This window comes from Paraburkholderia aromaticivorans (assembly GCF_002278075.1).
Lineage (GTDB): Bacteria > Pseudomonadota > Gammaproteobacteria > Burkholderiales > Burkholderiaceae > Paraburkholderia > Paraburkholderia aromaticivorans.
In genome coordinates this window covers 2,035,747-2,058,060 of the sequence record NZ_CP022990.1, presented here as the reverse complement: position 1 = coordinate 2,058,060, position 22,314 = coordinate 2,035,747, and the positions used below count along the sequence as shown (strand labels likewise).

16 protein-coding genes and 2 pseudogenes are annotated in these 22,314 nt (G+C 63.2%); 9 read left to right on the top strand and 9 right to left on the bottom strand.

Annotated elements, in window-relative coordinates; translation table 11 throughout:
* Positions 1 to 130: 130 nt before the first annotated feature.
* On the top strand, positions 131 to 1,531 hold the full coding sequence (locus CJU94_RS28905; RefSeq protein ID WP_095417514.1) for a transposase: 1,401 nt from the start codon (positions 131 to 133) through the stop codon (positions 1,529 to 1,531).
* A 121-nt stretch (positions 1,532 to 1,652) separates the two neighbouring features.
* On the opposite strand, the gene CJU94_RS28900 is transcribed toward CJU94_RS28905, so the two are convergent.
* The 8 genes and pseudogenes from CJU94_RS28900 to CJU94_RS28865 form a co-directional block, all read right to left on the bottom strand.
* Positions 1,653 to 2,213 (bottom strand): fimbrial protein, encoded by a 561-nt coding sequence (locus tag CJU94_RS28900; protein WP_095422015.1) that lies wholly within the window; start codon positions 2,211 to 2,213, stop codon positions 1,653 to 1,655.
* Positions 2,214 to 2,616: 403 nt separating this feature from the next.
* A pseudogene (locus CJU94_RS28895) lies at positions 2,617 to 3,531 on the bottom strand (aldehyde dehydrogenase family protein); the annotation flags it as partial.
* Positions 3,528 to 3,698 (bottom strand): annotated as a pseudogene (locus CJU94_RS28890) (aldo/keto reductase); the annotation flags it as partial. The pseudogenes CJU94_RS28890 and CJU94_RS28895, both read right to left, overlap by 4 nt.
* Before the next feature lie 633 nt (positions 3,699 to 4,331).
* Entirely contained in the window at positions 4,332 to 4,622 is a 291-nt protein-coding gene (locus tag CJU94_RS28885) for an H-NS histone family protein (RefSeq protein WP_095422014.1), read from the bottom strand.
* 137 nt (positions 4,623 to 4,759) lie between these two features.
* On the bottom strand, positions 4,760 to 5,959 hold the full coding sequence (locus CJU94_RS28880; protein ID WP_095422013.1) for a serine hydrolase domain-containing protein: 1,200 nt from the start codon (positions 5,957 to 5,959) through the stop codon (positions 4,760 to 4,762).
* A 250-nt stretch (positions 5,960 to 6,209) separates the two neighbouring features.
* Positions 6,210 to 6,413 carry a hypothetical protein gene (locus CJU94_RS28875; RefSeq protein WP_095422012.1) on the bottom strand — a complete coding sequence of 68 codons (204 nt, stop codon included), beginning with the start codon at positions 6,411 to 6,413 and terminating at the stop codon, positions 6,210 to 6,212.
* A gap of 495 nt (positions 6,414 to 6,908) precedes the next feature.
* The gene (locus CJU94_RS28870) at positions 6,909 to 7,169 is read right to left on the bottom strand and encodes a YgdI/YgdR family lipoprotein (RefSeq protein WP_095422011.1); all 261 of its coding nucleotides are present in this window, start codon (positions 7,167 to 7,169) and stop codon (positions 6,909 to 6,911) included.
* Positions 7,170 to 7,264: 95 nt separating this feature from the next.
* Positions 7,265 to 8,746, bottom strand: coding sequence for a sigma-54 interaction domain-containing protein (locus CJU94_RS28865; protein ID WP_095422010.1), 1,482 nt, complete (start codon positions 8,744 to 8,746; stop codon positions 7,265 to 7,267).
* Between the two features lie 311 nt (positions 8,747 to 9,057).
* Between CJU94_RS28865 and CJU94_RS28860 the strand changes: the two genes are divergently transcribed.
* On the top strand, positions 9,058 to 10,458 hold the full coding sequence (locus CJU94_RS28860; RefSeq protein WP_095422009.1) for a GntP family permease: 1,401 nt from the start codon (positions 9,058 to 9,060) through the stop codon (positions 10,456 to 10,458).
* Positions 10,459 to 10,560: 102 nt separating this feature from the next.
* On the top strand, positions 10,561 to 10,962 hold the full coding sequence (locus CJU94_RS28855; RefSeq protein WP_095422008.1) for a RidA family protein: 402 nt from the start codon (positions 10,561 to 10,563) through the stop codon (positions 10,960 to 10,962).
* A 22-nt stretch (positions 10,963 to 10,984) separates the two neighbouring features.
* On the opposite strand, the gene CJU94_RS28850 is transcribed toward CJU94_RS28855, so the two are convergent.
* A complete protein-coding gene (locus tag CJU94_RS28850) occupies positions 10,985 to 14,536 on the bottom strand; it encodes an ATP-binding protein (RefSeq protein WP_095422007.1) in 3,552 nt (1,183 codons plus the stop codon).
* A gap of 303 nt (positions 14,537 to 14,839) precedes the next feature.
* Between CJU94_RS28850 and CJU94_RS28845 the strand changes: the two genes are divergently transcribed.
* The 6 genes from CJU94_RS28845 to CJU94_RS28820 all read left to right on the top strand — a co-directional run bounded on the left by CJU94_RS28845 (position 14,840) and on the right by CJU94_RS28820 (position 22,303).
* Complete coding sequence (locus CJU94_RS28845; protein ID WP_095422006.1) at positions 14,840 to 16,543, top strand: methyl-accepting chemotaxis protein; 1,704 nt, start codon at positions 14,840 to 14,842, stop codon at positions 16,541 to 16,543.
* Between the two features lie 562 nt (positions 16,544 to 17,105).
* Entirely contained in the window at positions 17,106 to 17,357 is a 252-nt protein-coding gene (locus tag CJU94_RS28840; RefSeq protein ID WP_007178686.1) for a hypothetical protein, read from the top strand.
* Positions 17,358 to 17,697: 340 nt separating this feature from the next.
* Positions 17,698 to 18,690, top strand: a complete 993-nt coding sequence (locus tag CJU94_RS28835; protein ID WP_095422005.1) for a DedA family protein/thiosulfate sulfurtransferase GlpE — start codon at positions 17,698 to 17,700, stop codon at positions 18,688 to 18,690.
* A gap of 88 nt (positions 18,691 to 18,778) precedes the next feature.
* Positions 18,779 to 20,509 (top strand): FAD-dependent oxidoreductase, encoded by a 1,731-nt coding sequence (locus CJU94_RS28830; protein WP_095422004.1) that lies wholly within the window; start codon positions 18,779 to 18,781, stop codon positions 20,507 to 20,509.
* A gap of 164 nt (positions 20,510 to 20,673) precedes the next feature.
* Positions 20,674 to 20,952: a hypothetical protein gene (locus tag CJU94_RS28825; RefSeq protein ID WP_095422003.1), complete on the top strand. Its 279-nt coding sequence runs from the start codon at positions 20,674 to 20,676 to the stop codon at positions 20,950 to 20,952.
* 97 nt (positions 20,953 to 21,049) lie between these two features.
* Entirely contained in the window at positions 21,050 to 22,303 is a 1,254-nt protein-coding gene (locus tag CJU94_RS28820) for a winged helix-turn-helix domain-containing protein (RefSeq protein WP_095422840.1), read from the top strand.
* Positions 22,304 to 22,314: the final 11 nt, after the last annotated feature.

Sequence of the window (22,314 nt, the reverse complement as noted above, 5' to 3'; positions counted from 1 at the left end):
TTTCATCTATCGCGGCGAGCATCGCCTTGATCGTCTCAATGAGTCTTTCGATTTGAAGGAGCCGTTTGTGCTGCCTATATTGCATATTCTATGCGATACTTCGTAGTGCAAAATAATGTAGAGAACAACAATGAAACTCTGGACGGCTTGGTGGGACGCGATCTGGCTGCTACGCCCAGCGTTTTCTCGCCTGCGCAGCTTCATGTGGTTCGCAACTGTCGTCGCTGGCTTGACTGTGCGCACCGAGTTGCTGGGCGTGACCAGCATCGTGCGGGCTCTCAAACTGCGGCCAGCCCTGTACAACAAGCTGCGTGACAGCCTGCATAGCGACGCCGTGCAGCTCGATCAGCTTTCAGCGCTGTGGACCCAGACGGTGCTGCGCCTGTTCCCTGACCCGCTACGCGTCAATGGCCGACTGGTTTTGGTCGGCGATGGCATCAAGGTGGCCAAGAGCGGCAGGAAGATGCCCGGCGTCAAGCTGCTGCATCAACAGTCCGACTCCAACACCAAGCCCGAATACATCATGGGGCACTCGATGCAGGCGGTCAGTATGCTTGTGCGGGCCGCCCAGAGCGTCTTCGCCGTACCGCTGGCCGTGCGTATTCACGAAGGTCTGGTGTGGTCCAACCGCGATCGGCGTACCTTGCTCGACAAGATGATCTCGCTGCTTGGCATCGTCTCGGTGCAGCAGCCGTTCTACTTCGTGGCCGATGCCTACTACGCTGCTGGCAAGATCGTCAAAGGCCTGCGCGATCGGGACAACCACCTGGTCACACGCGTGAAGTCCAATGCAGTCGCCTGTGCCCCGTACGTGCAGCAGGGACCGCGCAAACGGGGGCGTCCCAGGCGCTACGGTGAGAAGATCAAACTCAAATCGCTACTGGCTGATCCCCAGGCCTTGCAATCCGCCCCCAGTCCGGTCTATGGCGAGCACAATGTCACCATTCACTATCGGGTCTGCGATCTGCTGTGGCCGGCGTACGGTCAGCTGGTTCGCTTCGTGGCAGTGACTCACCCAAGCAGGGGTTCGTGTCTGCTGATGTGCACCGACCTCAGTCTGGATGCCGTCGAGATCATCCGCCTGTATGGATTGCGCTTCAAGATCGAGTACAGCTTCAAACAGGCGGTGCATCGGATCGGCACATTCGCGTACCACTTCTGGATGCAGGACATGAAGCCGCTCGCCCGCCGAAACGGCGATCAATACCTTCATCGCGAGTCACTCGAGTACCGCAACGCCGTCAAGCGCAAGATCCACGCGTACCACGTCTTTATGCACGCTGGCATCGTCTGTCAGGGACTGCTTCACTATCTGGCAGCGGTGTTCCCTTCACAGGTCTGGAGTTCCTTTGGATCCTGGCTGCGCACTATCCGCCCCGGCATCCCTCCATCGGAGTTGGTCGTCGCCAACGCACTACGTCAATGCCTGCCCGAATTTCTCGTGAATAGCGCCAAAACCCATTTCTTCGCAAAATTCATCGCAGAAAGGCAGGACCCCGACACATTCGAGATGTTCCGCCTGGGCACATAGCCGAAAAACCACGCCTGAATTCGGCACTCTCGAGCATTACAGCCTGTCTGTCAATATTCCAGAAAAAGGAGCGCGAGAGAGGCGCTCGCGTAGCGAGCGCCTCGGGCCTTCGCTCCTTCGCTTACTGATATTCCATCGAGTATTGAACCGACGAGCTGACCGTGCCGGGAGCCGCAACGCCCGTTGCGTAATATTGCGCGAAATACTGCAGGGTTGCCGTGCCGCCCGTGATGGTTACCGCGTTCGTCGAGATATCGTTGTTCGCGCCAGTCGTGATGTTGATTGGTTGCATCTGCGCGTTGAGAAGACGAACATCCACGTTTTGCGCGGTGCCGCCCATGTTCGACAGGTAGCCGTTCGACTGGTCGACCGTGGCGCCGTTTTCGAAGCGAGCAATCGCCTTCGTGGCCGTGCCGCTGCAGCCTGTCAGATTCAGCTGCAGATCCGTCGGGTTCGTCGTACCGGCCACTGCGCCCGCGGTGGCGAGCGAACCGGTCGGGACCGGTACCAGCGGGACCGACACGTCAGCCGCGGTGCCACTCGCGTTGGCGTTGATCGAACACGTGCTGTCCGTCACGGTGCCGGTGAAGGAGATCGTGCCATCCGCCGCATGGGCGCCAAGGGGCACGAGACCGAACAAACTGCCGGCTGCGATCGCGATTGCGGGGAGGGATAACTTCATAGCGTTTGGTCCAATATACTAAGAAAAGCTAATCAACTCAAAAAGTGATACCTGTATTGACTAAGGATCGCCACATCAACCTCGCCAATAGTTCAGTTCAGGAATACGAGATCTCCTGCTCTAAACTTTTGACCTGTCTTTCACGTACAAGACAATGCGATATTAAGTTGTCCCATATCAAAGTTACATGAGACAAATCGCCTCCTTTCCGAAATTTCAGCGGATTTATCTGAAAAATCAATGGAGGCCGTAAGCCCGTCCCGCGAGTCTTTCAGGCGTACTGAATCAATGCATCGAGTCATGACCGATTGATACAATGTGGCAATCAGTCACGCAGAACATTGCAGAATGACGAGACACAAACAAAGCGCATTGAAAATCGGCTTGAAGATCAGTGTCCGAGGCTGCCTATGCGCATCTTGCGCACCGCTTGCGTCAACGCGGGCGTGAACGCATCGTCGATGCCGTCCTGCGCGTAGAAGCGGTTCGCACACACACGTTTGCCCGGTGTTGCGGAATGCCGCAGCCATTGCGCCCTGTGCGGCGGCGTCGAGATCCGCGTCGTCGACTACGATGAAGCGTGCGTTGCCGCCAAGTGCGAGCGACAGCTTCTTCAACGTGTGCGTACGCGCGTCGAGCCGGTGAACCACAGCTCGCGCACCACGTCTGATTCGATGAGTACGCCGCCGATCGCGACCGCATCGCCGGAGACGATGTTGAACACGCCCGGCGGGATGCCCGCTTTCTCCGCAAGCACCGCCAACGCAAGCGCGCACAACGGCGCGTCTTCCGATGGCTTGAGCACCATCGTGCAGCCGGCCGCGAGCGCGGGTCCGGCCTGGCGCGTGATCACGGCGAGCGGGACATTCCTCGGCGTGATCGCCGCAACCACGCCAACAGGTTCGCGCGTCACCTTGATCTTCAAGTTCGGATCGAGGCTCGGGAACACCTCGCCGCATGCGCGCTTTGCTTCCGCGGCGAACCATTCGAATAAGCCGGCCGCGAAGCCGACTTCGCTGCGGGCTTCGGTAAGTGGCTTGCCTTGCTCGAGCGCCAGCAGTTCGGCCAGTGCGTCGCGGTTCTCCCGCATCGACTCGCCCCAGCGTTTGACGCGCGCGCTGCGCTCTTGTGCGGTCAGCGAGCGCCATGCGGGAAAGGCGCGCTCAGCCGCCGCGATGGCCTGCGCGGTTTCCGCCACGCCCCCTTTCGCCACTTGCGCCACCACTTCGCCGGTCGCGGGATTCAAAACGGCATACATGCCGGCGCTCTCGTACCACTCGCCGCCGATGTAATGCCCCGTGCGTAGAAATTCGTTCATGCCGCCTCCTCCAGCGTTTCGACGAACACGCCTTGCGCGAGTCGCGATTCGCGGGTAACACGCTTGCCGGCGGTGTAATCGCGGATCAGATCGCATGGCGTGCAGTTACGATCGAGTTCGAACGGCTCATCCGCCGAACGCGTCGTGGCGTGCGCGGCGAGCCCGCTAAGGGGATGCTTGCCCGTCGAAGCGCTCATGGTCCTTCCGCCAGGGTTCCGTGGATGGCCGATTGTGACGTCCGGCATCCGCAACCCTGTATCGATGAGTTTTGATCCAGGGTATGAGAGGAACTCATCTCCGGATGAGTCCCGAGCGCAATGGCGTGCGCGTAGCGAAAGCGCAAAGGTGAGGGTTTTCGGGACGCTCGCCGGCGCCCTCTCGAACCACAACGAAAGGTGAGCATGCCGAAGCTCGTTCACGCACCTGCACGAACGCACGCTGCGGCGTGTCGAGTCCAGCGGGACAACACGAAAAGGACGTGGGCTTAGGCCGCCACGATTCTTCGCAGAGCCTGGGAACGCGCGTCAGCAAGGGCTAGCGAGGGTTTCAGAGAAACAAGGTGGGTCACTGCGAGACGCGACGGCGAGCTTGACGCAAGGTGCGTCATTCGACAAAACCTGGCTCACCGAAGCAGAGAAGCACGGCGCCAGCCGGACAGCGCGTCTAACGACCCACGCTCCGGATTTGCGCGAAAGGTGAGCGTTTTCGGGACCGCGTAACGGTGCGAGAAAGAGCGCTCGCGACATCACTTTAAACAATCCGGTGCACCACCAAGCAATCTCGTCATGCCTTGGCGCGCATCAGACTTCGATCAGGAAACGCTCGCGATTCTTGCCGGCGAGCCACGCGGGCGAGCGCCCGCGGCCGCTCCAGGTTTCACCGGTCTTCGGGTTGCGATACTTGGCAACCGAAGCCGTTTTACGGCCCGCGGTGCGCTTACTCGTAAAACCGAGCTCTTCGGCAGTCAGATCGTATTCGGCCACCTTCTGCTTGATTTCGGCGATTGCCTGCGCAATTTCCTTCTCGCGCGCCGCCGCGACTTCCTTGTGGAGTTTTTCGAGTTGGGCAGTCAATTGCTTGTACGAGGCCATGACGGGTGCTCCGATCGTTTTGACGAGAACTGAAGTGCGGACACTATCAGACGAATAAAGTACCGGATAGAGAGGCGTGAAACCACGCGCGCTCGACGCGGCCGGGGCCGCCGCCCTGCTTGCCGCAGCCCATTTACTCAATCGTCAATTGCATCGTACACGCGGCGTTCGAAGTCGACTGCCATGGGAAACGGTTCGACGGACCGCCGTTGGATCAGCATCAAACCAATCATGTCTTCCACCGGATCGGCGAACCAGCTCGTGCCGTATGCGCCCGGCCAGCCGAACGAACCGATCGACCGATAGCCGAGCGACAACTGCTGCGCCGGATCATCGACGACTGACACGCCGAGGCCGAACCCCTGGCCTGCCCATAGCACGTGCCCGAAGGCCGGCACGCGTCGTTGGTCGCGCGTGAGGAAATTCGAGCGCATCAGATCGACCGAGCGGCGCGACAGCAAACGCGTCGTACCGACTCGCCCGCGCCCGAGCAGCAGTTGTGCGAATTGCAGATAGTCCTGCGCCGTTGAAATCAGGCCGCCGCCGCCGCTCTGAAATCGATCCGGATTCGCCCATCGGCTCGATGCGGGGTGATCTTCGACCACACGCCGCCCCGTGCCCGCTTCGACGCCATAAGCGGTGGCCAGCCGTGCGAGTTGTGCGTCAGGCACCCAGAAAGCCGTGTCGCGCATGCCGAGCGGCTCGAAAATTCGCGTCCGGAAGAACTCGCCGAGCGGCATGCCGCTCACGCGTTCGATCAGCACGCCGAGCACGTCGGTCGCGATGCCGTAGTGCCAGCGTGAGCCGGGCTGAAACATCAGCGGCAAACCGGCTATGCGGGCGAGCCACGCGTTGCTATCCATGCGCGCTTCGAATCCGTTGAAAGCGGCCGCATAAGCTTCGGACAACGGCCCCGTCGCGGTAAAGGAATAGGCGAAGCCGGCGCGATGTGTCAGCAGATCCAGCACGGTGAGCGAGGCTCTGGCCGGGTCGGTCTGGTCGAGCGGGCCGGCGGGGTCGCGCAGCACACGCGGGGCGGCCAGTTCCGGCAACCAGAGGGAGATCGGCGCGTCGAGGGCGAGCCGATCCTCTTCGATCAGCATCAGGATCGCGGCGCTGGTCACCGGCTTGGTCATGGAGGCAATGCGAAACAGCGTGTCGCGCTCCATCGGCAACTGCGCGGCTTCATCCCGCCAGCCGAGCGGCTCGAAGTGGCCGATCTCGCCGCGCCGCCAGACTATCGAAACCACACCCGCCACTTCACCGCGTTCCACATAGCCTTGCATGGCGTTGGTCAGCGCCGTCAGCCGAGACGCGGAAAGTCCTGCTGGTTGCATGTTTGTCCTGAATCAGTGGATAGGGATGCCGGCCCGCTCGTTGAGGCCGGACGCGCGCCTGCCGGCGACGGACGGCGCACGATCGACACACGGACCGCGCGAGCGTGCCGCCCGCGCTTGCGCCGCTCGTGATGCGGCCCATGACGCGCCAGCGCCGACGCAGCCATCGGCAGCGCGGCGGCGTTCCCTAATTCGTGATGGCGATGTTACCCGATGGAAGGGCACACAAAAGCCATCCGCCGTCGAGGTTTCAGCCTTTTTGCCGCTCCTCGAGCGCCGAGAGCGCGGCGTTGAGCCGTTTGACCCGGCTCGCTTGCGCCGGCACGCGTACAGCGCCGGATACGGAGTCGACACGGCTGCGCCAATATGACAGCGGGATGCGGTCCTCAGCCGAGATATGCGAGATTACGTGTTCAAGATGTTGTATATCTTTTTCGAGCTGTTGGTGATTCATTGCTTTCCCCGGATTACTCGTTGAACTTTTATCATTGCGCAATGCTCAGCATGAAGCGTGCCGCAATCGCTCTTTTCCGAAAACGGAAAAACCTTCCTGATCGCCCGCGGCGCAGGGATTGAGGCGGCAAATCCTTCTGCTGCGTAATCCCGAGCCCGTAAAAAAAGAATACTGCCGTCAAACTTCGCGTTCCGTTAGGTTCCGCACTGACTTAGCTTAACCACAAAAAATTCGAAGGTTTTTTATTGCGACAGGCGGATAGAAATTATTTGAAGCGCGGGATTAAAACCTATTACGCATAAGAGGCGCGGGTCGAGCGCGTATTAGGCGCAGGGCTTGACGACCGCCACACGGCTATCGTCACAACCGCCAGGCATTGAATGAATCAAACCGCCGGGCGCAGATGAACCGGCGCTGCGATCGAAGCACCCGCCGTCGTAATCGAGCGGCGGGCCGAAGGAAGGGAATGCCCGAGACGCGAAGGACGCCCGCGCCTTATTTTGCCCGGCAGGCGTAAATCAGATTGAGCGTGCCACTCTCGATCGACTGGCGTACGACGTCGAATGCGCCGCCGCAACTCGCATTGGCCTGCTGCGAGCAGGAGTCGGAACCGGCCGGGCATTGCACCAGCGTCGTGGCGCGGCCATCCGACAGAAATAGCGGCGCGCTGCTGCTGCAACCGCTCAGCGCGGCCACGGCGCCGAGCGCCAACGTGGCGCCGGCCCGGCGCGCGAAGGAGGAAAGACTGCGTTTCATCTGAAACCCCGATCACATCTTGTTTTTCGATCACGCGATTGTGCCACGCGGCAATTACGCTGCGTCATTCGGCCTTGCGGACCCTAGTCATAACCTCATACGTCGATGCCGTATGCCGCGATCTTCTTATAGAGTGTCGCGCGTCCCATGCCGATCTGATTGGCCGTCTCGATCACGCGACCGCCGTTGGCGCGCAAGGCGTCGGTGAGGAAACGCTTTTCGAAGGCGGCCATTGCGTCGCTCCACGACGCCGGTTCGGGCCCGCCGGCTGGCGCGTCGGGGGCGTGCGCCGGAGCCGACGCATCGGCAGGAGCCACACGACGATGCCCGCCGCCATGCGCCGTGCCCGAGCCGATAAAGGGCGCCAGCGCCCGAGCGTCGATCCGCTCGCTGTCGGAAAGCATCACGGCGCGCTCCAGCGTGTTGCGCAATTCGCGCACATTGCCCGGCCAGTCATACGAACACAGCAGCAGCAGCGCGTCGTCCTGCAACTCGAAGTGACTGCCGCCTTTTGCTTGCGTCGACAGATCTTCGAGCATTGCGTAAGCAAGCGCTTCGATGTCGGAGGCCCGCTCGCGCAGCGGCGCCGCGTGGATGGTCAGCACGTTCAGCCGATAGAACAGGTCCGCGCGAAAGCGTCCCGCCGCGACCAGCGCCGGCAGATCGGCCGAGGTCGCCGCAATGATGCGGACATCCGCGCGCACGATCCGGTTCGAGCCCAGCGGTTCGAATTCCTTGTCCTGCAACACTCGCAGCAGCTTGCCCTGCAAAGGCAGCGGCATGTCGCCGATTTCGTCGAGAAACAGCGTGCCGCCGTTCGCGAGCTCGAACTTGCCGACGCGCCCTTTGCGATCGGCGCCCGTGTACGCGCCGGGCGCGGCGCCGAAGAATTCGACTTCGAGCAAGGTATCGGGAATCGCCGCGACGTTGACCGTCACGAGCGGCTGATTCGCACGCGCCGAGCCGCCGTGGATGGCATGCGCGAGCAACTCCTTGCCGGTGCCGGTTTCGCCGAGCAGCAGCACCGGCGACTCGAGCTGCGCCGCGCGGCGCGCCTGGCGCTTCACTTCGAGACTGGCCGCGCTCGTGCCGACGAAACTGCCGAATGTATATTTGGCCCGCCGCGCCTGGGCGAGCGACTGGCGCGTCGCGATCAACTCTTCCTGAACGCGCGAGTAGTGGGAAAAGAGCGGCGTGAGCGCCTTCAGTTCATCGAACAGCGCGAAGCCGACCGCGCCGACTGTGACGCCCGCATCGTCCTTGAGCGGCAGGCGCGTCACGACGAGCGGTTCACGGTCCGTTTCCAGAATATCGAGCAGAATCGGTTTGCCGGTATTGACCACCTCGCGCATCAAGCTGTTCGGGATCACAGCCTCGCAGTCGCGGCCAATCGCCTGCTCCGGGTCGGAAAAACCGAAGCGCGCCGCATAGCGCTTGTTGATCCAGACCACGCGCGCGTCCGCGTCGACGATAAAGGTGCCTTCGCTGAAATTCTCGAATGTGCGAAAGAGCGAATCCATTGCCCGGCGCAATACGTCGCCGTAAGTGGCAGGCACGCCTGCCCAGTCGTTCATCATGCTGTCGCTGTCTCCGGCTACTGTCTTTTTATGATTGTCTCATTTCATAGACAAGCTTATCTCATCGACGAGATCGCCAGCAAGCCCGTTATATAAGGGTTTTACCTTGGTTTGGCCTATGTTCAGCTGATTTACGTCCCGTTTTGGAGACGTTTGGGTACAATCGGCCGCATCACGTTTCGAGCTTCGGCCCGCGGCATCAAGCCGCTGGCTCTTGCCGCGTGCGTGGCATGAAACCTGCATTTGCCGGCGCCGTGCCGTCGCACTCCCGGAACGGCGACCATGTAGAACAACCAAGCTTTGGAGACTCAATGTCCTTTGTAATCGTCCTCGCCGCGCTGGCGTTTCTGATGTTTGCCGCATACCGCGGCTATAGCGTCATTCTATTTGCGCCTATCGCCGCGCTCGGCGCCGTTCTGTTGACCGATCCGGCCGCCGTCGCGCCGGTTTTCACCGGCATCTTCATGGAGAAGATGGTCGGCTTCGTGAAGCTCTACTTCCCGGTGTTCCTGTTAGGCGCCGTGTTCGGCAAGGTCATCGAACTGTCGGGTTTCTCGGAATCGATCGTGGCCGCCGCGATCCGCTATATCGGCCGTTCACGCGCCAATGCGGTGATCGTTGCCGTGTGCGCGCTGCTCACCTACGGCGGCGTCTCGCTGTTCGTGGTGGTGTTCGCGGTCTATCCGTTCGCCGCCGAGCTGTACCGCCAGAGCAATATTCCGAAGCGCCTGATGCCCGGCGCAATCGCTCTCGGCGCGTTCTCGTTCACCATGGATTCGCTGCCGGGCACGCCGCAGATCCAGAACATCATTCCGACCACCTTCTTCAAGACGACCTCGTGGGCCGCGCCCGCGCTCGGCGTGATCGGCTCGCTGTTCATCATCGTGGTCGGCCTGACCTATCTGGAATGGCGCCGCCGTTCGGCGATGGCAACCGGCGAGGGTTACGGCACGGAGCTGGTCAACGAGCCGGAGCGCGTGGAATCGAAGCAACTGCCGCATCCGTTGCTGGCAGTCGCGCCGCTGGTTCTGGTCGGCGTCGCGAACTTCCTGCTGACCCGCTGGATTCCGGACTGGTACGGCGCGTCATACACCGTTGCACCGGACATCCTGCCGGGCGTCCACGCACCGGTCACCACGACGATCAAGGCCGTGGTCGCCATCTGGGCCGTGGAAGGCGCACTGCTGCTCGGCATCCTCATGGTGGTCGCCACGGCGTTCAACCGCGTGCGCGAACGCTTCGCACTCGGCACCAAGGCCGCTGTGGCCGGCGCATTGCTGGCTTCGTTGAATACGGCGTCGGAATATGGCTTTGGCGGTGTGATCGCAGCGTTGCCGGGCTTTCTGGTGGTCAGCAGCGCGCTGAAGAGCATTCCCAATCCGCTCGTCAACGCAGCCGTTTCGGTGAGTTCGCTGGCCGGCATCACGGGTTCGGCGTCGGGCGGTATGAGCATCGCGCTCGCGGCCATGTCGGACACGTTCATCAAGGGCGCGGAAGCCGCGCATATCCCGATGGAAGTGCTGCACCGTGTCGTCGCGATGGCGAGCGGCGGTATGGACACGCTGCCGCACAACGGCGCGGTGATTACGCTGCTGGCCGTCACGGGCCTGACGCACCGCCAGTCGTATCGCGACATTTTTGCGGTTACCGTGATCAAGACGTTGGCGGTCTTCTTTGTGATCGCGGTCTATTACGCGACCGGTCTGGTCTGATCGGGCGGGTGCTGGGAAAGATGCCGGCAATACGCCGGCATCCGGAGTTTTGATCGGTTACCTTGTCATCCCGACATTCGATCCCGCCCAGCGCACCCTCCCATGAGCTCAACCCCTTCCTTCTGGATGATTCCCTCGGCGCCCACACCGGTCGGCCCGTTCTCGCATGCTGCCGAGGCCGACGGCTGGGTCTTCCTGACCGGCCAGATGCCGACCTCCCCCACCGACGACGCCGCGCCGCTTCCCGACGGTGTCGTCGCCCAAACCAAGCGCGTGATGGACAATCTCGTGCTGGTGCTCCAGGGGCTGGGCCTCGGCCTGCAAAACGTGGTTGCCACACGCATCTTCCTGACCGAGTTCAAGCGTGATTACGCGCCGATGAACGAGATCTACCGCGCCTACTTCCCGGCCGACGCGCTGCCCGCGCGAACCTGCATCGGCGTCACCGCGCTGGCGCGCGATGCGCTGGTCGAAATCGACTTCGTCGTCAAACGGCCGGGTTGATGCCGCAGGAGCGATCGGCCACTCAACGCGCCGGTTGCTCGTCGAGCCCAAAGTGGTCGGATATCGCTTCGTGCAGCGAGATGGCCCGTTCGTCCATCTCCGTTGTCCAACGGCTGTTGTCCGCGCATAGCCGTTGCAACTGCCGGCATGCTTCGAAAAACCGTAGTTCCTGCACGACCACAAACGCACCGCTCGCGCTATGCGCCCAGCCGGCCAACGCCCGCACATCTTCTGCTTCGACGATGGCAAGCAGCCTGGGCAGATCTTTCTGCAAATGATCCCTCAGCATCGCCGTGTAGCGTGCTTTGTCGTGCGCGCTGAGCGTGCTCGCTGCGTTGGCGACGGGCGCCGTGGAGTCGGCCGATGCCGATGCCGATGCCGCCTTAGGGTGAGCCGCCCGCACCTGCGCTGGCACCACCGCCAGCAAAGCCGCCTGCAATTCGCTCAATGACGCCGGCTTGGAGACGTACCCGGTGAAGCCGCGCTCATGCCAGCTTTGAGCCTGCTGCTCTTCGGCCACGGCGCTGAAAGCCAGCACCGGCAGCGCCGCGTGCCGCGCGCGCAATGCCGCCAGCAGTTCGTGGCCGTCCATCACCGGCATATGAATGTCGGTCAGCACCACCTCGAAGGGAGCCCGCTCGAATAACGCCAGCGCCTGCTTGCCGTCCGCGGCAATCGTGGGCACGCAGCCGAGTTCCGCCAGCTGCTCGGCGATCAGGTTCTGGATCAGGGGATTGTCTTCCGCGACGAGGACCGCAAGCCCCAGCAACGCCGGATCGATCTCGACAGCAGGGGCCACGGCGGCGACGGGCGCGGATGCTTCGTCGCGCGCGGCGCAGGTGCCTTCGACTGCCAGCTCGATCGCCGTCAAACACGCGGTCCGGCTGAATTCACTCACTTCGAGCACGGCCTGGCCGCGCGCTTCCGGCCGCGTCGGGCCACCGCTCGTGATCCACACGGTGCCGACCCCCTGCAACGCGCGCAACGTGGCGATCGCTTCCAGATCATATTCACCGGACACGATCAGCACTGCGGGGCGATTCGCTTTCAACCATGCCTGCGCGCTCGCCAGCGAGGCCACCGTGTGACTCGACCAACCGGCTCGCTGAAGCCAGCCGTCCAGAAACTCTCCGGCTTGCTGCTCCGAGCACAACGCGAGCGCCGTCCCGCGAGGCGCGGGTCGCGTCGCCGGCGTGCGCTGATCGGCGGACACCGCGACCAGCGGAACCGACATGTGAAACACGCTGCCTACACCCGGCACGCTTTCGGCGGAGATCCGGCCGCCCATCAATTCGCACAGGCGCGCGCAGATCACCAGCCCCAGCCCCGTGCCGCCAGTGCCACGCGAGGTGCCCAGCTCGCCTTGCACGAACGGCTTGAACAGACGGCTCAGAAGCTCCTCGCTCATGCCGGCGCCGGAGTCCGACACCTTGCAAATGAGCGTCGGGTGGCCCTGCGGATCGTCCTTCACTTCCGCATACAGCGTGATCTTGCCGGTGGACGTAAATTTGAACGCGTTGCTCAACAGGTTGTTGACGACTTGCGCGATTCGCATGCGATCGCCGATCACGGTGCAGTCGAGCGTTGGCGAAAGCAGTGCATAGAAACGAATCGGGCGGTCTCCGCGCATCGGCGCGTGCGAAAACGAGATGTTCTCAAATTCGTCGATGGGCCGGAAGGCGTCGTTGGCGAGCAGCATTTCGCCGGCATCGATCTTCGAGAAGTCGAGAATGTCGTTGACGACACGGCGCAGCGCATCGGATGCGACGCCCAAAGTCGCAAGCCGCTGCGAATGCGCCTCGAGACCAGGTGTACGCGCGAACAGTTCGAGATTGCCGAGCAGCGCGTTTAACGGCGTGCGGATTTCGTGGCTCATCGCCGCGAAGAAATTCGTGCGCGCACGCATCATGGCGTCGGAAGCCTGCTGCGCGTGCCGCAATTGCTGTTCGAGCAGGGTCTGGGCGGTCACGTCGAGAAGCGCGCAGAACAGCACGTTCTCACCGGCGTACCGGGCTGGCGCGTAGGTAAACTGCAAAAACCGCGCGGGCATGGCGCCTTCCTCCGACGTCGGTGAAGCCGGCGGCTGCGGTTGCGGTTGCGGTTGCGGCTGCGGCTGCGGTTGCGGCTGCGGTTGCGGTTGCGGCTGTGCGGCCACGACGAAAGTGGCGATCCGTGCAATCGCCGCAGCCGAAGGTTTGTCCGGCGTCTGGGTGAGGAACTCGCTCACGATATGCGGCGGCAAGCGGTTGCTACCCGGTTCGACACTCAGCAACTCCGCGGCCAGCGCGTTGACGGTCAGAACGGAATAGTCGCTTTGGCGAACGACGCACAGTCCCACCGGCGTCGCACTGACCAGCACGTGATTGATGGTTTCACTTTCCAGTGAGCGCGAAGTTTCGGCGAACGCATTGCGCAACAGCCGAAAGCCGAAATAGCGTGCCGTCAGCGCGACCGCCAGCAGGATCAACGCCGCGAGGCCGCCGATCACCGCGAGCTGCCAGCCGAGCGCGGCGGCAAGCGCGCCCCAGCGCATATAGCCGACCAGAAAGCCGAACCCCGGCTTCAGCGGCTCATGAAAGATCACGCCTTCACGCCCGTAATGAAACACGTGCGACGGCGTCGCGGCCACCGTCCGTTGCAGCATTTTTTCGGTGGACGCGCTGAGCGGTTTCGAGGACACGATAATGCGTCGGTCCGCGGCCATCAGCAATATCGTGCCCTCGTTGCGCGGTGGCGCGATGCGTTTCGCGAGCACGTCGAGCGGAATGTTCATGCTGATCAGCGTGGTGGGCGTGTCGCCGTCGTAGTAGACGCTCACCGCCGAGATCACCGGCACGTTCTCCAACGGATCGAGATACGGACCGAGCCAGACGCGCTCGCCCTTGCCCGGCAGACGCTTGCCGGTTTGCGCCTCGAGCTGGCGCTCCAGCGTCTCGCGCAGCGTCCTGACGACGGCCAGCTGCTGCTGGGGCGTCGCCGGCAGGTTCACTGCCGCGGCTTGTCCCGCCACCGACCGCGGCAGCGAAGGCAGAATCACCGCATAGTCTTCCTTCAGCCCGATCAGCGTCGCGCGTTGCTGCAACTCGAACGCCTGCTGCGTGGCAAGTGTCGATTGCGACGCTTCGTAGAGGCGGCCAAGCTTCTCGCCTAGTTGCGGCCCCCACGCAGCCGTGGTGGCTTCGCCGACCAGCATATCGAAGCCGGCATCGATCCTGTCCACCTCGCCGCGCACCGTGCCGCTCCGGCGGATCGACTGCTGAATCGCATCCGGCGCGCTGCGCACCTGGGCAGCGGTGTAGTAATAGTCGAACGTGAGCTCGACGCGTCGCGAGAACGACTCCTCCTGATGCAGGAGAAGGGAGATGTCGGTCGCATTCTGCGACGCGAACGTGCGGCGATAGTCGAGTTGCGCGAGCCCGGCAACCACGGCCACCACGAGTGCGAAGATCACCACGATCAGCATCAGCGAACCGATCGTCGCCAGATAAACCCGCTGTTGGCGCTTCGCGTTCTGCGCGAGGGTGGCGAAAGCCAGCGCCAGGGACTCTTGGGTGCGGTCGAGGATCTTCTGCATCAGCTCGCTGGAGTAGCGGATTCGTGCAGGCAGACCACTGCGAAATCGAGGGACGAACTACGTCTGCAGGCCTTGTACGGGCGCAGTGTAGCCCTTTTGAAGGTATCGCGCGACGCATCCGGCACCGTTTCATGCCCCGCCCCCGGCACACATCAGACAACCTTGCATTAACGGCTGGCCCCTCGCTAAACCTGAGCGGTTTAGTGGGGAACCCTCAAGACCTCGGGGTTAATTGCCGTTATGCCTTGCGACCAAGTAAGCAGCAGCGCGCGCACGTGCGCGTCAGCACCAGCAAGGAAAGCCATGCGCAATAACCAGCCTGTCACCGGGCACGAGTACGAATTCCCTTCGTCAGACATGCTTGTCTCCGCGACCGACCTGACTGGCCGCATCCAGTATTGCAATCCCGCCTTCATCGCCGTCTCGGGCTTTACGCGCGACGAGTTGATTGGCCAGCCGCACAACCTGATCCGTCATCCGGACATGCCGCGCGATGCCTTCGCCGACATGTGGGCGACGATCCGCGACGGCCGCCCATGGACCGCGCTCGTCAAGAATCGCCGCAAGAACGGCGATCACTACTGGGTGCATGCCAACGTCACACCGGTGGTCGAGAAAGGTACGGTGGTCGGCTATCTGAGTGTGCGCGTGAAGCCGGAACGCGACGCGGTGCGCGCCGCCGAGGCGCTGTACGCGCGCATGCGCGCGGGCGAGGCGCGCGGCGTCAAGCTGCGCCGCGGCGTGGTGGTGCGAACCGGCCTGCTGGGGCGTCTGCAGGCGCTGATGCGCCTGCCTGTCGCCACGCGTGCGGCGGCCGGCTACGCGATCACGTCGCTGGCGCTGCTGGTGACCGGCCTGGTCGCGTGGGAAGGCGCGCCGCCTGTGCCGTTCTGGATTGCGTTCGGCGTCACCACGGCGGTCAGCGCCGTGTCGTGGCAGTTGTTGAAGCGGCAACTCGCCGCGCCGATCGCCGACATGTCGGGATTCGCTACGCGCCTCGCCGCGGGTGATCTGACCGCCGATCTGCAGATCGTGCGCCATGACGACCTCGGCGAAGTGCTCCAGGCACTGAATCAGTTGAAGGCGAATCTTGCGGCGATCGTCTACGACGTGCGCGCGCAGATCACCGGCATGCTCGACAACGCGCGCGAGATTTCCAGCGGCAATGTCGATCTCGCGCGGCGCACGGAGTTGCAGGCGGCCTCGCTCGAGGAAACCGCCGCCACCATGGAACAGCTGACCACGACCGTGCAGGCCAACGCCGACGCCACCGTGCGCGCGCTCGATCTGGCCAGGGACGCACAGGCCGCGGCAGCGGTGGGCGGCAAGATCGCGGGCCAGGTCGAGCAAACCATGGCCGGCATCACGGCGGCGTCGCGGCGTATCGCGGACATTACCAGCGTGATCGACGGCATTGCGTTCCAGACCAATATCCTTGCGCTGAATGCGGCGGTCGAAGCCGCGCGCGCGGGCGAAGCCGGCCGTTCGTTCGCCGTGGTCGCGAGCGAAGTGCGTATGCTGGCGCAACGCTGCGCGGCGTCGTCGAAGGAAATCAAGTCGGTGGTCGAAGCGAGTACGACCGAAGTCGCCGCGGGCACCGAACTGGTTGCACGCACAACCTCGCAAATGCGCGTGATCGACGAAGCGGTGGGCCGCGTGTCGTCGATCATCGTCGAGGTGGCCAATGCCAGCAACGAACAGGCGGAAGGGATTCGCCAGGTCAATCAGGCGGTCTCGCATCTGGACGGCGCCACGCAGCAGAATGCGACGCTCGTCGAGCAGGCGGCGGCCACCGCGCAGCGTCTCGCGGAACAGGCCGACGTGCTGGACGAAGCGGTGCGCCTGTTCACCATCGCGCAGGCCGCGCCCGCACAACGCGTCACCAGCACGAAACGCCGTCAGGCGTTCACGCCTGACGCTGCGCAAACCGTGGCAGACGCCGTCGACCGACATAGCGCGCCCGCCACTGCACACGTTCTCGAGCAGGACGAAGCCACAATGGTCTGATAGATCGGCGTTACTCCCACCTCGACAGCCCGGTATTGGCGCAGCAGGATGGAACCGTCAGCGCCCAACAGGTTGTAAGGGCAGGCTGACCCAAGTAACAACGGCGTTTAGCGGCCCGTCCCTCTCACGGACGGGCTATTTTTTTGCCGATACCGTTGATCGCTCGCGCGGCGAAGGCCTCACCATTTTCGACATCGACTTGCCCTATCGGTGCGCAACCGCGCCTTGGGGATGCACTCGCGCGGAGCGACCGGCGCGGGCTTGACTGTTTCTCCTAACCGGCGCACGCGTCAACAGCGTGACAGTCATCGAGAAGAAGCGCACCGCCTCGGGGCACGAAAAATGCATCTGTCGTTGCCGGGAGTCGCGTTAAACTGGTTGCCACGGCGGGAGGTCACAACACGCATTGCCCGGCGGACCGCGCCAGTCAACGCATCCGGCGGTATATGGCATGCGTGCAACTGAACGGGGCAAATCCGTGCGGCGTGACCGTGGCGCGACAGACGCCACACTTTCCTGCCCGTACAATGGTTCGATCAACAACGGAACAAGGACAACTTCGATGCGCACTACCGGGTCCTCCGGGTCAATGGCCCTGCTCACCGAATACGACGACGCAACGGCGCGCGAACTCCGCTCGCTGCGCCTCGAATCGACAGAAGACGGCAAAGGCATTCTTTTGATCGAAGTCGATGAGCGCAAGCCAGGCATACACCGCGAAGTGCGCTACGAAATCACGCCCGCCGAACTGATAGCCGCGATTCGCGCGCACGGCGCCGAATTGCCGGGCGAACAGCACAATCATCGTCAATGAACGACGTCGCGCGGCGTGCGCACTTGCGTGCGCATGCCGCGTAACGCGTTGGCCCCGCCGGTATTTCATTGCTTGCGGACAGCACGTCCGCAGACGTTAATCGGGCATTATTTCCGCTTCAGCATGCGGCGCTAAAATCAGGCCTTTCCACTTTGTTCGAATCGCGCGCCTAATGCGCCTCCATAACAATTCAGTGTGCCTGCGATAGCGCGTTCAAAGCCCGAATAACGGGCGTTCTTTCAAGGCGTTTCCACGTCTCGAAAATGCGTCCATAATTCTTGCATTCTCCTTTTGCATTCCCTACCAGCGCCGCACCCGAAAGGGCCGCGGATGTAAGCCGATGCTACATGATCTCGTCGAGCAATATGGGCCGGCGCTCGTGTTCGTGAACGTGCTCGCCGCCTCCATCGGGCTGCCGGTTCCGGCCATGCCGTCGCTCGTGCTGTTCGGCGCGATGGCCGCCATGCATCCCGGCTCCGTGGGCACGCAGCTGGCGCCGGTACTGATCCTGTCGATCTTCGCCACGCTGATCGGCGACAGCGCGTGGTATTTCGCCGGCCGGATGTACGGTGGCAATACGCTGAAAGCGATCTGCCGCCTGTCGCTCTCGCGTGACACCTGTGTGAAAAAGACCGAACGCTTTTTCGGCCGCTGGGGCGTGCGCGTGCTGGCCGTGGCCAAGTTCGTGCCGGGACTGTCGATCGTGTCGATTCCGATGGCGGGCGCCATGGGCACGCGCTATCGCACGTTTCTCACATACGACAGTATCGGCGCCGCGTTGTGGTCCGGCACGGGCCTGATCATCGGCGCGTTGTTCGCCAAGCAGATCGACATGCTGTTCGCGCTGGCCGGTCGGCTGGGCCGCACGGCCGCGCTGGTTGCCGTCGCTTTGCTGCTCGCGTATGCCGCCTATCGCTGGGTGCGCCGGCGCCAGCTGATTGCGAAGCTTGCGTCCGCGCGCATCGAGGTGGACGAACTGGCCGCGCTCGTGAAGGCCGGCAAGACGCCGGTGCTGTTCGACATCCGTTCGCACGAGAAGCGCAAGCTCGATCCTTTCGTGATTCCGGGCTCGCAATTCGCCGACGAGCGGCAACTCGACGAAATCGTCGCGACCTATCCACGCGATCAAAAGGTGGTGATCTACTGTTCATGCCCGAATGAGATTTCCGCGGCATGGATGGCCAAACAATTGAACGAAGCCGGCTTCTCCGACGTGCTGCCGCTGCGCGGTGGCATGGAAGCCTGGCGCGACTCGGGCAAGCCGGTGGATTCGCTGCCCGACATGCCGCCGCCCGAAGTGGCGGTCGACGACGTCGCGCCGAAGGCCGTATAGCGCAAGCAGCGCATTCGCATGTGCGCCATTGGGCGCCGCGCCGCTTCGCCTCCGTTCGATCCGTCAATGAACACGAAGGAGCGGTTCAATGCTTTCGACTCAAGAAGCTGAAACACAACACACAGAAGGGCAACAGCAGGCCGTCGTCGCCGACGCGCCGTTTTCGTCTCTCTCGACGCGCATGCACCAGATGTTCCCCGCGCTCACCTGCGCGGAAATCGATCGCTTGCGCCGGTTCGGCGAGATCGGTCACTGGAAGGCCGGCGAACTGCTGTTCGAGACCGGGCACACCGGGCCCGGCATGTTCGTGCTGCTCGAAGGACGCGTGAAGGTGTATCAGCGCGACGGCATTGGGCGTGAAGTCCTGATCGGCGAGCACGGCGCCGGGCATTTTCTTGCCGAAGTCGGTCAATTGTCGGGACGGCCCGCGCTCGTCAACGGCATGGCGCTCAGTTCGGTGGAGGCATTGCTGATTCCGCCGGAACGGCTGCGCGCGCTGATTGTCGCCGAAGCGGAACTCGGCGAGCGCATCATGCGCGCGTTGATCCTGCGGCGCGTGTCGCTGATCGAAAAGGGCGCCGGCGGGCCGATCCTGATCGGCAACAGCAGCGATGCGCGGCTCGTCATGCTGCAAGGCTTTCTGTCGCGCAACGGCCATCCCCATTCCGTGATCGACGAACGCGACGAAGACGCATTGCGTCTCATCGAGCAATTCGCCGCGCAAAAAGAAGACATGCCGCTGGTGATCTGCCCGGACGGCTCGGTGCTGCGTCATCCGAGCATGCCGGAACTCGCCACCTGCCTCGGCTTGCTGCCCGATCTCGACGATGCGCATGTGTACGACGTCGCGATCGTCGGCGCCGGGCCGGCCGGGCTCGCCACCGCGGTGTACGCGGCCTCCGAAGGCCTGTCGGTGATCGTGCTGGATAGCCGTGCGCCGGGCGGCCAGGCGGGCGCGAGTGCGCGAATCGAAAATTATCTCGGCTTTCCGACCGGCATTTCCGGCCAGGCGCTGGCAGGCCGCGCATTCGTGCAGGCGCAGAAATTCGGCGCGCACGTGGCGATTCCGGTCAACGTGAAGGCGCTGCATTGCGCGGAGCGGCCGCATAGGCTGGAACTGAAGTGCGGCGGGCATATCACGGCGCGCGCCATTGTGATCGCGAGCGGCGCGGTCTACCGGCGCCCGGCGCTCGAAGGGCTCGACCGCTTCGAGGGGCGCGGGGTCTACTACTGGGCGTCGCCCGTCGAAGCCAAGCTGTGCAAGCGCCAGGAAATCGTGCTGGTGGGCGGCGGCAACTCGGCCGGCCAGGCGATCGTCTATCTGGCGACACATGTAGCCAAGATCCACGTGCTGATCCGGCGCAGCGGTTTCGAAGCCACCATGTCGCGCTATCTGATCGACCGGATACGCTCGTTGCCGAATGTGTTCGTGCATCCGAATTCGGAAATCGGCCGGCTGGACGCCGACGAAAGCGGCTTGTCATCGGTCAGCCTGAAGAAACCGTTGCCCGATGGCACCGATCATTTCGACACGCGCCATCTGTTCCTCTTCACGGGCGCGGACCCGAATACCGACTGGCTGCGCACCTGCGGCGTGGAACTCGACGACAAGGGCTTCGTGCTCACCGGCACGAGCATCGAGGGAGCGTCGGTCTGCGATCTCGCCACCACGGTCGAAGGCGTGTACGCGATTGGCGACGCACGCGCCGGTTCGACTAAACGGGTGGCGGCGGCCGTCGGAGAAGGCGCAGCCGTGGTTGCGCAGATCCATCAACTGCTGGCGGTTGAGGCAGGCGAAACGGTCGCGCTCGGCGCCTGAGTCAAAGACTGCTGAACCGCCAGCCGCCCTCGCAACCGGCGGCTGGCGGGTAACCTGCTGTTACACACACCTTCAACTGGTTGCACCTGCCTTGCTTTCTGTCTCGTAATATGACCGTCAGCTATTCGACAGCGAATAGCCGGCTCTTTCGACAGGAGACAAGCATGTTCCCACGCGCGATCGTTTTCGCCGCCTTCGGCCTTGCCGCCGCCTGCGCCTCGACTGCCGCCTCGGCCAGGGTGGACGTCGGCGTGTTCGTCAACACGCCGGGGCCCGTGTACGCAGCGCCGCCGGTCTATGCCTATGCGCCACCGCCAGTCGTGTACGCGCCGCAACCTGCCTACGGTTACGGCTACCGGGACGACTACTACCGCGAACGCCGCTGGCATCACGATCATGGGCGTCATCGCGGCTGGGACCGGCATCACGGCCGCGGCTGGTAACGGCAGGGCGGGACGCTTCACGCTACAGTAGCGATTGCAGATCCAAGCCGGGCTTCGTGTCCGCTCCCATCGCATTCACTCACTGATCGACGCCCGCGTGAAGACTCTTCCGCTTTCCGCCGCCCGCACGCTTCATCTCGCCGCACAAGGCTTGCTGACGCCGCCGCGCCGCAAGGCCGTCAAGGCCGACGTGCTCGACGCGATCCGCCGCATGGCGCAATTGCAGATCGACACGATCCATGTGGTCGCGCGCAGTCCCTATCTCGTGTTGTTCAGCCGGCTCGGCGCTTATCCACAGCAATGGCTCGACGAGCATCTTGCCGAAGGCAAGCTGTTTGAATACTGGTCGCACGAAGCCTGTTTCGTGCCGACCGAAGACTACGGCCTGCTGCGCCATCGCATGCTCGATCCGAGCGGCATGGGCTGGAAATACGCGGCCGAATGGCACAAGAAGCATCGCAAGGACATTGAGAAGCTGCTCGCGCACATTCGCGCGAGCGGTCCGGTCCGCTCCGCGGATTTCGCCCGCGAGGCGGGCAAGGGCAACGGCTGGTGGGACTGGAAGCCGGAGAAGCGCCATCTGGAAGTGCTGTTCGCGATCGGACAATTGATGGTGGCCGAGCGGCGCAATTTTCACCGCGTCTACGATGTGACCGAGCGCGTGCTGCCAGACTGGGACGACGCGCGCGATCTGCCGCCCGCGCACACCGTCACCGAAACCGTGTTACGCCGCACCTGCCGTTCGCTCGGTGTGGCGCGCGCCGATTGGGTCGCCGATTACTACCGCTTGCCGCGCCGGCCTTACCGCGACGAACTGCATGCGCTCGCCGACCAGGGCGAGCTGATTCCGGTGCGTGTGGAAGGCTGGAAGCAGGACACATTCGTCCATCAGGACTTCGCCGCGATACTCGACGATGCCGCGAGCGGCAAGCTCGTCTCGACGGTTACCACGGTGTTGTCGCCTTTCGATCCGGTGGTGTGGGACCGCAAGCGCGCCGCTGCGCTCTTCGACTTCGACTATGCGATCGAATGCTACACGCCCGCGGCAAAGCGCAAATATGGTTACTTCGTGTTGCCGCTGCTGAGCCGCGGGCGTCTGGTCGGCCGCGTGGATGCGAAAGCGCATCGGACCCAAGGCGTGTTCGAACTCAAGTCGTTGCACGTGGAACCAGGCGTGCGACTGAGCGCCCGTCTGGCCGGCGATCTACGCCGGGCATTGCAGCGCTGCGCCGACTGGCACGGCACGCCGCGACTGGAAATCACTGCCGCGCCGCCCGCATGGCTCGATGCGCTAAGCGCCGACGACGCCCCAAAAGAAGAAGTCCACTGGCAAGCCAGCGTGGCCGCCTGAGTGCGGGATCA